This window comes from Nocardia sp. XZ_19_369 (assembly GCF_015355715.1).
In the GTDB taxonomy this organism is placed as follows: Bacteria; Actinomycetota; Actinomycetes; order Mycobacteriales; family Mycobacteriaceae; genus Nocardia.
This window is the reverse complement of the sequence record NZ_JACVED010000002.1, coordinates 131,476-144,136: the sequence shown is the minus strand read 5'-3', so window position 1 is coordinate 144,136 and position 12,661 is coordinate 131,476. Positions and strand designations below refer to the sequence as shown.

Sequence of the window (12,661 nt, the reverse complement as noted above, 5' to 3'; positions counted from 1 at the left end):
GGAAGTCCGTGACCAACGCTGCGACTCGATCAGCGGGGCGGACGCCATTCGATACGCCCACCCTGGAAATCCTGGGCGCGGCCGTCGTTGTAGTCGTATTCGTCGCTGATCGGGTAGCCGTAGCGCCCGTTCTCCCAGTTCTGGCTCGCCCAGATGTCTCTGATCGGCCCGGCTACCACGCGGGCGCCGGTGTCGATGGACCAGTAGATCGAACCGCCCTCGAAATGCTGTCCGGCGCCGTTGTTCTTGGCGCGGAACTCGTCGATCACCGGGAAGCCGAGTCTGCCGTCCTCCCAGGACAGGGTGGCCCACTTGTCGCGGATCGCTCCCCAGGTGTTGTGCGCACCGGTCGCCCGGGACCAGTGGATGGTGCCGCCCTCGAAGTGGCCGAAACGACCGGGTTTACGCGTCGGCAGCTCTCTGCTGGTGGGATAGCGCAACGCGCCGTTCTCCCAGCCGAGTTCGCCCCATTTGGCGCGGATCGCACCGCCGATCTGATTAGCGTGACCGCCGGAAACCAGCGGATGCCAATAGATCGAGCTGTCCTTCTCGAACGCTTGCCAACGGCCGCCGCGGGCGGCATCGGACTCCGGGTTGATCGCATTGCCGAAGAAGACGAAACCACCGGCCTCGTCGTATTCGACTCGGATCGCGCCGTAGATCGGGTACGGCTGCGCGACGGCCTGGGGTGCAGCCAGGATGCTCAGCGCCGCGAGAACGATGGCGGCTCGGACGACTCGGGCAGACCGGCGCCGCCCGTGCTGCTGATTTCGCGGATCGGGTGACATAGCCCCTCCTTGCGCGCCGTATATGGCAGCCATATTACTTGCGGCTGAGCGTCTTCGACAGTGCCGAAACCCCCACTCGACAGGTGGGTGCACTGCGAAAACCAACTCCGCCACCACATCGGTTCGATTCGCGCAGTGCGTAATTCGCACAGCAGCAATGCGATGAGGGTAGAAATGAACAGTTTTCGCGCGGGCAACGGCGGCGTTCGGCTTCCGCTGGGCTAACCCGCATTTCGGTGTGGCCGCCCACCCGCGGTCATGGTCACATGGGTGCGTCGTTGCTGCGGGTGTTGTAGGTACCCAGCCCGATCACCGCCGCGACGAGGATGGCGATGCTGCTGGCCAGCAAAGCACGACTGAATCCCGAGGCCAGCGCCTCCGGCGGAGCCGTACCGGTGGCCAGCAAACCGGTTGTGTACGAGGTCGCCACCGTGGTCAGCACCGCCAGACCGAACGCGCCACCGAGTTGCTGCGAGCTGTTCAACAACGACGCCGCCAACCCCGCCTTGTCCGCCGGCACACCAGCATTGGCCGCGTTGGTGACCGACACCATCACAGACCCCAAACCCACCGACATCACCATCATGCCCGGCAGCAGATCGGTCACATAGTCACCATCGACCGGCAAACCCGACAACAAGAACACCCCCACCGACGCGACCACCGACCCACCCACGATCAACGGCCGCGTCCCCACCAGCAGGATCAGCTTCGTCGCGACCAGGGCACCGACCCCGACTCCCATCGTGACCGGCAGATACACGATCCCGGTCCGCAACGCCGAATAGCCGAGCACGTTCTGCATATAGAGGCTCAGGAAAAAGAACATCGACATGAACCCCGCGATCGCGATCAACTGCGTCGCATCAGCCGCCGCGAGCCCACGAACCCGGAAAATCGACAACGGCATCAACGGATTCCGGCTGCGATGCTCGTTCACCACGAACGCCACCAACAGCCCCACCGCACCCGCGAAACGAGCGATCGTGCTCAACGAGTCCCATCCCGTATGCGGCGCTTCAACGATGGCATACACCAGCAGCAGCATGCCCCCGGTCCCCAGCGCCGCACCCGGCAAGTCGAAACTCGCCCGCGAGGCACTGCGCCGATCATCAGGCAGCAATCCATAGATCGCGACCAGCAGCAACACACAGATGATCGGATTGATCAAAAGCACCGAACGCCAACCGAAATACTCGGTCAGCACCCCACCGAGCAACACTCCGCTCGCCGAAGCCGCCCCGATCATGCCACCCCAGGCACCGAGAGCCCGATGCCGATCTGTTCCCTCTTTGAACGAGGTCGTCACCAGCGACAATGCCGCGGGCATCATCAACGCCGCACCCGCACCCTGAACAATGCGCGCACCGACCAGCAGTTCCGCGGTAGTAGCGAACCCACCGACCAGCGATGCGAGGGCGAACACCACCACCCCGGCAACGAGCACCCGCCTGCGCCCGACCAAATCCGCTGCGCGCCCACCCAGCAACATGAAACCGCCGTAGGTCAACAAATAACCCGTCGCCACCCACTGCAAGCCCTGCTCGGAGAATCCCAGCTGATGCTGCATCGACGGCAACGCAACATTCACGATCACCGCGTCCATGAAATCCAGGAAACCGATCGAACACAGCAGGGCCAGAACCAACTTGCCGCGCCTGGTCGACAGAACAGACGAATTTTCCACCGCGCGTGTCATCACAAGGTGCTCTTTCTCAGGTGAAAGTTCTTCGAATCAGGTGTCCCCAGTACCGTTTTCAGCCAGACACCACGACGGCCGGTCAGCTGATGCGGATCTCCTCTGCTCGAGGTTCATCCTTGCAGTTGATATAATCAACCATGATGGATGAAGTCAAGCACGAATCGAAGAGTCCCCGCTCCTACGGGCAGTTCTGCGCCCTCGCGCGCGCCCTCGACATCGTGGGCGAGCGCTGGACCTTGCTGATCGTGCGCGAGCTGCTTCCCGGCCCGATGCGCTACAACGAGCTGAAGAACTCGCTCGCGGGGATCGCGACCAATCTCCTGGCGGAGCGGCTGCGGACGTTGGAATCGAACGGCATCGTGCAGCGGCAGCTCGGCGATGCGGGAGTTCTTTACGCCCTGACGCCGTGGGGTGCGAGCCTCCGCGAGCCCATGGAGGCGCTCGGCAGATGGGGTGCGCCGCTGCTGATGACAGGGCGTAACGACGATTCGTTCCAGCCGCGCTGGCTGGCACTCGCTCTCCCCGCCCTGCTCCGCGGGATCACCGCGACGCCGCCGGTGGAGCTCGGCATCGACACGGACGGATTCCGCATGGTCCTGCGCATCGATGAAAACGGGCCCAGCGCGACCGCCGCACCCGATCAGCAGCCGGATACGGTCTTCACCGCCGCGCCCGAGGTCGTCGTCGGGCTCGCGGCGGGCGGGCTCACGATCGACCAGGCGCTCGCCGTGGGAAATCTGCACGGGGACAAGCGAATCCTCAGCAGGGCGTTTCCGCCGGGACGGGCGGTCGCCGCCACCGAGCTGTCGGCGACCGACGACTGACGGCTCACGCACTTCGCGAGAAATAAGCCGAGCAGCGTAGGCAGCGCTGTCACCTTGCATCGAAAACTTACAGGCGTTAGCTCTTGCCTCAGCTCGAATTACAGGCGTAGCCTTACGGGCGTTAGCTCAATTGAGTCGGACGGATAGAGGCAGGTCACGTGAGCAAGGTGTGGTTGATTACCGGGGCGTCGAGGGGACTCGGCCGGGAGTGGGCTTCGGCCGCGCTGGAACGAGGCGATCGGGTGGCCGGAACCGCTCGCGACATCGCCGCATTGGCCGATCTGGCCGCAGCATTCCCGGAAACGTTCCTGCCGTTGTCATTGGAAGTGACCGACCGGGCCGCTGATTTCGCCGCAGTCGAGCAGGCCGCGCGGCATTTCGGGCGGCTCGATGTGGTGCTGAATAATGCCGGGTTCATGCAGTTCGGCATGGTCGAAGAGCTCACCGAGCAGCAGATCAGGGCCGAGTTGGAGACGAATCTCCTTGGCACGCTGTGGGTTACGCAGGCGGCGCTGCCAATTCTGCGGGCGCAGGGCAGCGGCCACATCATCCAGGTTTCCAGCCTCTGGGGGATCGTGGCATCGCCGAATGTCGGAGCGTACAACGCGTCGAAGTGGGCGCTGGAAGGGTTGACACAGTCGCTGGCCGCGGAGGTCGCGGGTTTCGGCATACACGTCACCCTGCTCGAACCCGCCAGCTACGACACCGGATTCACGTTGACAACCTTCGCCACCGAGAATCCGGCGTACGACCAGGTTCGCGCCGATCCCGATTACGCAGCGCAACGCTTCGGCGTTCCCAGCGCGACCCGCGACGCCGTCCTTGCTCTGGTCGACGCCGATAAGCCCCCGCTGCGCCTGCTACTTGGAGACGAAGCGCTGCGGATCGTGACCGAGGAATACGAAACCCGGCTCGCCACGTGGACCGAATGGCAGACGGTTTCTATTGCAGCGCAGGGCAACTGACCCCGGCGGGTCGCTGCCTTTTCTCAGTATTGGAGATTCTTCTATGTCCGCAGTCATGTCACGGACCGTCCGCCGGCGCTGGTGGTGGTTCCTGTGGAGCCTGCTGGCCGTGCTGGCGATCTACATCGCGGTCTTCTTCGTAACGCCGTACCTGACCGGCGGTTCGACCGTGCCGATCGACACAACCATCCCTGGGTATTACGTGAGCCTGGTGGTGCATGCGGCCCCGGCCGGCTTGGCATTGCTCATCGGACCATGGCAGTTCTTGCCGCAGTTGCGAACTCGATTTCCGCAATGGCACCGGATGGCAGGCCGGGTGTATCTGGTGTCAGTCGTGGCGGCCGCAGCCGCAGCGTCGTACGCCGCAGCGGTAACGCCGAGCGGGTTCCCGTTGCAGGTCGCCTTTTACCTGCTGGTGGTCGCGTGGTTGTACTCGGCCGCGCAGGCCTATCGAACGATCCGGCGCCGCGAGGTGCAGTTGCACCGGATCTGGATGATCCGCAACTACGCACTCACCTTCGCCGCCGTGACGCTACGTCTCTACCTGCTCACCGGTACGCAGTTGGCGAAAATCATTCCGTCGCTGGAATACCGGGACATCTATACCGCCAGCGCCTGGGCATCACTCCTGGGCAACGTGCTTGTCGCCGAGTACTTCATCGTCCAGCGCACGCTGGCCCCGTTGATCCGCCGGAGCAACACAACGCTCACCGGGCTGCCGCAGCCGGTGAACCGCTGATCACTCGCCGCAGCGTATGCCGAACCGTTGCCAGCATCGAATCGAGCTGGGGCCAGTCCCGGCGTGTCGCCACGTAACATGTTGTTCCCCATCGCGATTCATCCCACAGGCGAGGGCAGGACTGTGGAATGGACATAAGTGGACTATCGCCGATGCGGCGCTTATGGCAACGATGGCAACTGACGCGAGCGTGGTGCACCAGGCTCACCTCGCAGCGACCACTGAATCTGTTGCGGCCGCTGATCGGTGCGGCGGCGGCGCTCGCACTGACCATCGGCGGAATCGTCATAGCGCTCGAGCACACCGGTTACAGCACCCCCGTCGAGCACACCCAGCCCACTGAATGCACCCAATTGTGGCTGGAGGGCAGCACGCTGCCGGAATGCCCGATCATGCTGCTGGTACGCGTAAGACCCCTGACCTGACCCGACCACTGACGTTTGATCACCTATAGATGCCTCAGATCAATCTGTTCGAACACGAGGGCCAGAACCCGCGAAACAAGCTCACCGACATCGAGAGCGCTGGTGTCCAGCAAAGCAACGTCGGATCCCGGACGCAGGAAATTGCTGCTCGCCCCATCAGCTGCATCGCGTTTCGCCGCTGGAAGCACCCCCTCGCCCGCGCCGACCCGCCGTGCTCGTGCCTTCTCGTCGGCGACCAGCAAGATCTTCACGTCGGCGTCCGGCACAACAACAGTAGTCGCGTCCCGGCCATCGATCACCACACCACCGAACTCGCGCTTGGCGTATCGCACGATCGCCCGCTGGCGCGCGGTCATCACTTCCCGAACTGTCAGATGACGGGCCACCTCTGGCACCGCCCTACTCACTTCACTGGTCTTCAGCTGGTCGAAAACGTCTGATCCACCCAAGGAGATCGCCGTGGTTCCGCTATCCAGTGACACATCAATTGGAAAGTTCCGTGCCGCACTCTCCACCTTGCCGTCAACGTTGTCCAAGGCAATCCGCTCACCGACACACCACAGTGCCAGCGCTCGATACAGCAAGCCCGCGTTGAAGTAGGGGACATGAAGTCGTTGTGCCACAGCGGTACACGCCGAAGACTTGCCGGTGGCGACACCCCCGTCGACCGCCACGACAAGGCGGCTCGGGGTGCGACATGGTTGAATTTCCACACAAGAAGTGTAGGTTCGCGGGGTCTTCTTGCCAGGAGAAGCGCGATCGTGGGGGCTGGGTGAGGAGTCGATATTCGCCTGCCCTGCCTTTGCTACGCTTCTGCCCTTTGCCGACACCACGACGGTAGGACGTCAGCCATGCCCAGTAGCGATCACGCGGTTACCGTGGATCCGATCGTGTCCCAACAGCTACTGCTGCCACTCGACTACCCGCATGAATCCGTACGGTCGGATTATTCGGTACGGCCCGATGACCCGTCAGTCCCGAACCCTTCCTGCCTGTTCTGCCGTCACGCAGACCCTGCGATAAATACTGTCGTTCGCCGCCGTGGCACCATGTATGCCCGATGGGACAATTTTCCAGCGAGTCCGGGACACGTTGAAATAGTGCCGTTCCGGCATGTTCTATCGTTCTTCGACATGAACGACAGGGAAACGCGAGATCTCCATATCCTCGCACAATCCATGCGTGACACATTGGACGCCATGTACCAACCCGACGGTTTCACCATTGGCGTCAATGACGGTTCAGCCGCTGGTCGCACCGTCCCGCACCTGCATCTCCATATAATCCCGCGCTGGCATGGAGATGTTCCGGATCCACGCGGTGGCATACGTCGGGTATTTTCCGACTGCGACCCGGACTCCTGGAGTTAACCCCGCGTCGGTTTGGTAGCGAGAGCCAGCAACCATTCATTCCGCGAGGGTCCGGTTATCGAAATTTGCTCGAAACCGGCCGCAGACAACCAATCCTGCAACTCCAGCTTACTGGTATACGTAAAGAGCCGTCCGTCGTCACGACGCTCGCTGCCCACCCCTTCCTTCATACTCACACCGATCGGAGCGCCTGGCCGCAATATCTCGAAGCATTGCAGCAGTACGGCGGGAATCTCGTCCTGACGTAGATGCAGCAAACTTCCACATGCCCATATGCCTCCGACCGAGGCCCGCGCCAAGGGCAAAGCGAGCAGATCGGCGTTGATACCCAAGATCTTCCGTGCCGGGCCGGCTGCCACGATACATCGCCTGAGCAGGGAGAGACTTGCATCTACCGCTATGACAACATGCCCCGATTCGGCGAGCAGCCGGGCATCCCTGCCCGCCCCGGAACCCAGATCAACCACCGTCACATCACGATGCAACAGGCCGGCGAACACCAGCAGATCCTGTTCGAGGCCGCCGAAGAACTCGAACGAGTCGGTACGCGCTATGTAGTGCTCAGCGTGCCTTTCATACCAGGACAGGGTGTCTCGGTCCATCTCACATCTCGTCGAATCCGTGCGCTTGCATCCGTAATGCCAACTCGTTCAGCAGCTCTGGTACCTCTGATGAGGCAATGGCGGCGAACTGATCTTTCGCATCCAGGCTCAAGCAGCCGCGAAAGTTGTGGTTGTCATCGCGGATGGGGGACGCGAACACCGCCCCGCGGTGGCAAATCTGGCTGAATTCATCCCACGCCAATCCCATCACCGCCTCCTCCCCCTTCGCCGCCCTGAGGGCGTCGAATTCGGCCTTGGTAGTTGCCCGTGCGGCCAACCCTGCAACGTCGAAGGAGGCCTCAGCGTTGCGCTTCCAGCACATGCCGACGACACCCTGCCCAAGCCTCGGCTCGAACTTGCGAAGTACGATTTTTCCTCCCAACCGATAGGTCGCGACCCGCCTGAGTCGCTTCTTCCGGAGGAACCATCCTGACCGCTTCACCTGCCAGGCGTGTAACCCGAGATCCTCGAATTGAAAATCTTGGATCACCCGGTCTGCCTCTCGGATCATTCTGCCGAACTGGACGAATACCTCGCGTTCGAGTTGGATGCGTCGAAGTACCAGGCTTCGCTGCGCCCGGGCGGCGAACGGACCCAGGGTGAAGACCGCGGCGATGATCAGCAACGCCGGTATCAATCCAGGAACCCGGTCCGTGGCGTCGTCCCATACCCGCTGGTCAGGGAACCCTTGACTCTTCGCTCCCAGTGCTGCGAGCGCCGCGGTCGCGATACCTTTGTCCCACGCACTAGCCGCCCTCGATCTCACCTTCGGTTACCTGCCGATTTCCCTAGCACCCGACACCTTCATCAACACGCGGGCGCGAATGCTACTCCTAGAGAGTGACCGGCGCCACAGAACGACCGGGCTGTTTGCTCCGAGAGGAGTTAACACGCTAGATGACTTGTCAATCCCTATCGCCCCCAACAGTTTTCGCCACCGCTGCCGGGAGTCGACTGTTACGCTCATCGGGTGGGGTCAACTGAAACATGTGATAGATCGGATCTGTGCGCGGAATTTTCTGGAGCAACAGATACCGAGTTCACCCGCACATACTTTCCGATGACCGGACGGTACCTAGCGCAGACCTCCGACAGCGTAGCAATCGTCGATCTATCCCCGCTGACCGTCGGTCACGTGCTGGTCTGTCCGCGCAGGCACTACTTCAGCGGTGCGCAAACGCTGGCAGACGCCGAATGTGACTTCCGAGTGTTTCTGGTCAAATTTCTCCAACGGTATGCAGGCATCTTCGGCGAGTTCACCATCCTCGAGCACGGATCGACGGCGACTATGCCGACCACGTGTATCAGCCACGCCCATCTACACATACTGCCGCTCGCTTTGGAACCCATAATCGGACGCATGTCAGGTGATGGACTGGAACTTTCCATACTGGACAGTTGGCAGCAAGTCGCCGATTTGTGCGCCGGAGAGTCGCCGTACTATCTTGCCGCAGACGGAAACCGATTCTTTGTCGCCCGACCCCAGCATCGCATGATCAACCAATATCTCAGGGTGGTAGCTGGAGCGAGCGTCGCGATGCCGCCCGAGGAATGCGACTGGGCGATTGTGGTACGACGCGAGTTCTTTCACCGGACTTTACAGTGCTGGGCGGTAGGCGCCGCCAATGAAGGAGTGATGCTGTGACCATGCACGCATTGAACACGGACACCCCGTTGGACGAACCATCCAAGATCGCCGAAATTATCGTACCAACGATGGGAGAGGAGGCACTGAGCGCTGTCCTGTCCAACGGTGCGACCGCAGAACTGCTGTTGGGCGCCAAAGCACAGGACGACTGTGCCGCGTTTCTCCTCGATGGCGCTCAAGTCCTCGTCACTGGAACGGATTATGTTCGCGGCCCGAAATTCAGCCTCTACGAGAAAGGCTTCATCAGAAACTACGACATCGGCTGGTATCTCGCCGGCGCGAATATCAGCGATGTCGCCGCTATGGGTGCGATCCCCCTCGGCCTGCTGTCGGTCGTCCGGTACCCGAAGAATCTTCCGGACAGCGACTTCACCGAGCTGATCGAGGGGATACGTGACGGTGCGCGAGCTGCGGGAGCGCTCAACGTCGGTGGCGACATCGGCAGCGCTGAGCGAATCATCTTGTCAGCCAGCGCGTTCGGCGTAGTAGAGCCTGCGAACCTACTCACTCGCACGGGTGCCAAGCCAGGCCAGATGCTCTGCGTTACCGGACCGACAGGGCTCGCGGGCAGCGCAATGAAGCTCGCCAACAGTGGCGAAGACATCTCTCGCAATGAATACTCCGCCTTGCTGTCGAAATGGATGCGAGTCAGCCCGCGGGTGGCACACGGCCGAATTTTTGCACGCAACCCGGCAGTGACGGGGTGCATTGATACTTCTGATGGACTTAAAGGCGCAATCGAAACACTTGCTCATGCCAGCGAGGTCTCCATTGTCGTCGAAGAGAAAAATTTGCCGATCGATGACTCGGTACGCGTAGCCGCTACTCGCTTGAACTGCGATGTACTCGACCTGGTTTTCGGCGACTCCGTCGATTTCGAACTGGTGGCGACTGTCGACGCGGACGCAGTGAAGTCACTGGCTGAGCAGTGCGCGGAGGCCGGACTGGATCTTCATGTCATCGGCCGACTCGACTCCGGTTCCGGCGCTGTCCTGCTGCGCGATCACGGCACAACCGAGATTCCAGGTGCCTCGTGGCGGCACACCTGAAGTTTTGCCGTCTGCTTGCCCTAACCCCGCAGCTTCAAGCGGGGTTAGGGCAATTGCCACGTTTGCTGCTCCGCAAGGCGATCGGCCCAGCAGTAGCAACCCTGCTTGGCTGATCGGACCACCACTGGCTGTCCGATGAGCTCACCGTCGGGGTTTCAATATCAGGAATGGAAGGATGGCGGTGGCGAGGAAGGTGCCGGTCGCGATGAGGAAGGCGGTTTCGTGGGCCGCTTGGGTCGGCCAGTGGGTGCCCAGTACCTGATCGCTGCTGAGCACGGCACCGGTGACGGCGCTGCCCGCGGCGGCGCCGATGGTGCGGAACACCACGTTCATTCCGTTGGCAGCGCCCAGCTGGTCCAGCGGCACCGCATCGTTGATGTAAGCGCGGATCGCGGTGAAGGCGAACCCGGTGCCGATACCGAACAGCGCACTGGCCAGGTAGAGGTCGAGTTCCGTGTTCTGCTTGATGACGAGGAGAGCCACTCCGGCCGCGCTGAGTATGCCGCCGAGCACCAGTGTCGGACGGGATCCGAACCTGTTGAGTAGCAGGCCACCGGTCATCCCCGCGAGCAGGTTTCCCGCGGCGCTCGGCAGCAGCATCAGGCCTGCACCCAATGCCGTTGTGGTGAAACCGGATTCCCTCGGCGTCTGCGCGAGGCTGCTGATGGCGATGAACGATCCGTACATGCCGAAAGCGCTCAGCGCCGCGGCGATATTGCCGAACGCGACCGGGCGCATCGTGAGCAGCGTCATGTCGATCACCGGGAATCGGACCCGCCGCTCCACCACGCACCACAGGATCACGAATACCATTGCGGCGCATAGCAAGCCGGGCACCACCCAGTCCGTCCAGCCCCACGTGTTGCCCTGGCTGATCGCGATGAGTAACGCCAGCAACCACAGAGCCAGCGTGAGCGCTCCCCACGGATCCGCGCCACGCTCGGTGCCGGGAACCCGGTCGGCGGGCAGTCCCCACACGACCGTAACCAGCGCGAGCAGGCTGAGAATCAGCAGCAGCCAGAACACCGACTGGTAATTCCACCGCACCATCAGCACCCCGCTGGCAAGAATGCCGAACGCGGCGCCGACTCCCGTGCTGACGCTGACCAGTGCGAGCCCGCTCGCCACCCGCTTCGGCGGCAACTCAGCCCGGATCACGCTGATCGCAGGCGGCAGCACGCCCGCTCCGGCACCCTGGAGCACCCTGGCCGCAATCAGCAGCCCGTAGAAATCGCTGAGCGCAGCCAGCAGCGCACCCACTGCCGCGATCGACAAACACAGGATCAGCACCAGCTTGCGGCCGCGCAGATCGCCCAACCTGCCGAACAACGGTGTCCCCACCGCCGCCGCCAACAGATTCGCGGTCATCACCCAACTGACCGCGGAGGCGGATACGCCGAATTCGCCTGCCAGAGCGGGCAGCATCGGCATGACGGCAGTCTGCGCCATCGGTGCCACGATCATCGCCAGCAGCAGCACAGCCAGCAGCAGGCGCGACCGTCGTACCGGCGCGACGACAGTTCCGGTCATCGGCGCTTTGCCGACGCCAGCACATGGGCGGTCGTCACGAGGTCGAGAAAGGAATGACCGTTCGAGCTGAAAATCGTTCGCTGCGCCCGCAAGTCATCCCCGGCGCCGAGCATGTCCTCCAGTTCCAGAGCGGCGCTGTGCAACTCGCCGGACTCGGTGACGGCGCTATCCCTGTCCTCTACGATCACCACGCTGCCGGCGAGTTGTTCGGTGCTGACTTCCCGCGACCGCGGCGTATGTGCGCCCATACAGTTGACGTGCACGGGCGCGCGGAGCTCGAACCCGCCCAGAATCGGCTCGCTCGACGTGGTGGCGGTACAGACGACATCCTGCCCCTCCACCGCCGCACGCAGGTCTCGCGCTACCCGCACCTCGGTCGTGCGCGGCAGCAACGCCCGCGCCCGGTCGGCGAAGGCCTCGGTGCGGCCGACGTCGCGCCCGTACACGGTGACGACTTCCAGCTCGCGCACCGTGGCGACACCGCGGATCTGTTGCAAGGCAAGAACTCCCGCACCCACCACACCGAGCCTGCGCGCGTCACCGATCGCACAGTGATCGGTCACCAGCGCCGTGACCGCCGCACACTTGATATCCGTCAGCGCCGCACCATCCAGCACCGCGCGCAGATCACCGGTGCCCGTGTCGAATGCGACGACGACAGCATTGATGGTCCTGGTGCCAGGCAACTTCACCAGTGCGGCGACCTTCGTGATGAACAGACCGTGCGCAGTGCTGATCGACGGCATAGCACCGAACACGCTGTACGGCTCCATGCGCTTGCTCACGAACTTGATCGGCGTCACCGCCTGATGTCGCTGCCCCGCCCGCAACGACTCCCCCAGCTCGGCCACCAGCGCGGGGAGATCGACGGCAGCAGCCACCTGCGCCTCGGTCATCGGCTGCATGCGGTCACCCACTGGCCCCGACGGGGCACTGGCCAACTCCTGTGACTCCACAGCCTTGTTCATCTACGCCCTCCCAAGCGTCCGTCCTGCGCGCAGCACACAGCGAAACCTCGT

At 62.8% G+C, this 12,661-nt stretch carries 14 protein-coding genes; 7 read left to right on the top strand and 7 right to left on the bottom strand.

Going from position 1 to position 12,661, the window contains the following annotated elements; translation table 11 throughout:
• Positions 1–29 precede the first annotated feature (29 nt).
• Positions 30–788, bottom strand: a complete 759-nt coding sequence (locus IBX18_RS06920) for an LGFP repeat-containing protein (RefSeq protein ID WP_194832901.1) — start codon at positions 786–788, stop codon at positions 30–32.
• Between the two features lie 262 nt (positions 789–1,050).
• On the bottom strand, positions 1,051–2,487 hold the full coding sequence (locus IBX18_RS06915; protein WP_194832900.1) for an MFS transporter: 1,437 nt from the start codon (positions 2,485–2,487) through the stop codon (positions 1,051–1,053).
• A gap of 140 nt (positions 2,488–2,627) precedes the next feature.
• On the opposite strand from IBX18_RS06915, the gene IBX18_RS06910 reads away from it, so the two are divergent.
• From IBX18_RS06910 to IBX18_RS06895, 4 genes are all read left to right on the top strand, one after another.
• Positions 2,628–3,314 (top strand): helix-turn-helix domain-containing protein, encoded by a 687-nt coding sequence (locus IBX18_RS06910; RefSeq protein ID WP_306796177.1) that lies wholly within the window; start codon positions 2,628–2,630, stop codon positions 3,312–3,314.
• A gap of 158 nt (positions 3,315–3,472) precedes the next feature.
• Complete coding sequence (locus tag IBX18_RS06905) at positions 3,473–4,279, top strand: SDR family NAD(P)-dependent oxidoreductase (protein WP_194832898.1); 807 nt, start codon at positions 3,473–3,475, stop codon at positions 4,277–4,279.
• A gap of 55 nt (positions 4,280–4,334) precedes the next feature.
• On the top strand, positions 4,335–5,018 hold the full coding sequence (locus IBX18_RS06900; RefSeq protein ID WP_228540578.1) for a DUF2306 domain-containing protein: 684 nt from the start codon (positions 4,335–4,337) through the stop codon (positions 5,016–5,018).
• A gap of 152 nt (positions 5,019–5,170) precedes the next feature.
• Complete coding sequence (locus IBX18_RS06895) at positions 5,171–5,443, top strand: hypothetical protein (protein WP_194832896.1); 273 nt, start codon at positions 5,171–5,173, stop codon at positions 5,441–5,443.
• A 23-nt stretch (positions 5,444–5,466) separates the two neighbouring features.
• On the opposite strand, the gene IBX18_RS06890 is transcribed toward IBX18_RS06895, so the two are convergent.
• Positions 5,467–6,156 (bottom strand): d(CMP) kinase, encoded by a 690-nt coding sequence (locus tag IBX18_RS06890; protein WP_194832895.1) that lies wholly within the window; start codon positions 6,154–6,156, stop codon positions 5,467–5,469.
• A gap of 138 nt (positions 6,157–6,294) precedes the next feature.
• Between IBX18_RS06890 and IBX18_RS43380 the strand changes: the two genes are divergently transcribed.
• The gene (locus tag IBX18_RS43380) at positions 6,295–6,813 is read left to right on the top strand and encodes an HIT domain-containing protein (protein WP_194832894.1); all 519 of its coding nucleotides are present in this window, start codon (positions 6,295–6,297) and stop codon (positions 6,811–6,813) included.
• Here IBX18_RS43380 and IBX18_RS06880 read toward each other — a convergent pair.
• Together IBX18_RS06880 and IBX18_RS06875 are read right to left on the bottom strand one after the other, a co-directional pair.
• On the bottom strand, positions 6,810–7,415 hold the full coding sequence (locus tag IBX18_RS06880) for a class I SAM-dependent methyltransferase (protein WP_194832893.1): 606 nt from the start codon (positions 7,413–7,415) through the stop codon (positions 6,810–6,812). The genes IBX18_RS43380 and IBX18_RS06880 overlap by 4 nt on opposite strands.
• A 1-nt stretch (position 7,416) precedes the next feature.
• Entirely contained in the window at positions 7,417–8,040 is a 624-nt protein-coding gene (locus IBX18_RS06875) for a hypothetical protein (RefSeq protein WP_194832892.1), read from the bottom strand.
• A gap of 435 nt (positions 8,041–8,475) precedes the next feature.
• On the opposite strand from IBX18_RS06875, the gene IBX18_RS06870 reads away from it, so the two are divergent.
• Together IBX18_RS06870 and thiL are read left to right on the top strand one after the other, a co-directional pair.
• Positions 8,476–9,060 carry an HIT domain-containing protein gene (locus tag IBX18_RS06870; protein WP_194832891.1) on the top strand — a complete coding sequence of 195 codons (585 nt, stop codon included), beginning with the start codon at positions 8,476–8,478 and terminating at the stop codon, positions 9,058–9,060.
• A 2-nt stretch (positions 9,061–9,062) separates the two neighbouring features.
• Complete coding sequence (thiL, locus tag IBX18_RS06865; protein WP_228540673.1) at positions 9,063–10,112, top strand: thiamine-phosphate kinase; 1,050 nt, start codon at positions 9,063–9,065, stop codon at positions 10,110–10,112.
• A gap of 141 nt (positions 10,113–10,253) precedes the next feature.
• Here thiL and IBX18_RS06860 read toward each other — a convergent pair whose 3' ends face one another.
• Positions 10,254–11,642 carry an MFS transporter gene (locus IBX18_RS06860; RefSeq protein WP_194832889.1) on the bottom strand — a complete coding sequence of 463 codons (1,389 nt, stop codon included), beginning with the start codon at positions 11,640–11,642 and terminating at the stop codon, positions 10,254–10,256.
• Positions 11,639–12,610 (bottom strand): ornithine cyclodeaminase family protein, encoded by a 972-nt coding sequence (locus IBX18_RS06855; RefSeq protein WP_194832888.1) that lies wholly within the window; start codon positions 12,608–12,610, stop codon positions 11,639–11,641. Before IBX18_RS06855 ends, IBX18_RS06860 begins: the two co-directional genes overlap by 4 nt.
• Positions 12,611–12,661: the final 51 nt, after the last annotated feature.